A 1,008-nucleotide genomic window follows, 5' to 3' on the forward strand; every position below is an offset into this window, starting at 1 on the left:
TAATGCAGCCCTATTATTCACCTAATAGTCTAGGTAATTACTTACTCAACTTACGGTAAGTTGCCACAACACGGTCCAGATTTTCCAGAGAGGTATCACTATGGAAAGTATCACTTGTAGGTTTCTTGCCAGGGAAGAAGCCTAGGTAAATATCCAGCTTACTCGCATTTGCCAGTTTATCTAGCCACTCACCTTCAACAATTCCAATATTATTCTCAGCTATTCGCGTAAAAGGAATCAAGTCACCTCCGTCGATACGAATACCTAAATTCTTTGCTTCGCTGGCAATATCAGAAGAACTGTTAATGTGAATCTCATTTTCTTTAAAGGTTAGCCAAATTTGAGACATATAACCTTCTTTACCCATCTCCCAAGTTGGCGTGCTAATAACAAGCCCTTGAGTTAATGCTGTATCACCCTGCTTTAACACCCAAATATCATAGTTTGCAGGAAGGTCTTTCTCGCTAATTGCTAAGGGCTTAACAGAGCCTTTCTTTTGCACAACAGGCGCTTTAACAACATCTTTTTTAGCTTCCTCTACCTTCGCAGCTACTTTTTTAACCTCAGCTTTAGCTGGCTCTTTTTCTACTGCTACCTTCACACCCTTGTCTGCTACCGCTGTAACGGCCTTCTGCGTTACTTCTGCGACAACTTCCTTAACTGTAGGCTTCACCTCTTTGCTGACCGGCTGTTCAGTCTTAGCACCTGGTTCAACCACAGGAGCTTTAAGGCTTTTCATCATTTCATCAGCTTTAGCAGCATTTTCTTTCTCGTTCCTAGCTAGCTCCTCTTGGCTTGGCTGTACTTCCGCCACACTAAGCTCAGCCGAGCTATCAGACATCGCACTATTGTCCTTCTTATCAACTGAAGCACAGCCAGCAGCTAAACTGATGACTAAACCAGCTCCCACCAAAGATAGGCTGCGATTCAAGTTTGAAAGATTTGTTTTTGCTGCATTCAGCATTTGAAATGTATTGAGTTCGGGTTTCATTTTTTCTTCCTAAAACA

The 1,008-nt window shown here is 42.3% G+C and carries 1 protein-coding gene; it reads right to left on the reverse strand.

The features are described from left to right. Window positions 1-37: 37 nt before the first annotated feature. Window positions 38-991 carry a hypothetical protein gene (locus tag A3729_RS29590; protein WP_068506619.1) on the reverse strand — a complete coding sequence of 318 codons (954 nt, stop codon included), beginning with the start codon at window positions 989-991 and terminating at the stop codon, window positions 38-40. Window positions 992-1,008 lie beyond the last annotated feature (17 nt).

It is taken from the genome of Oleiphilus sp. HI0043 (genome assembly GCF_001634935.1).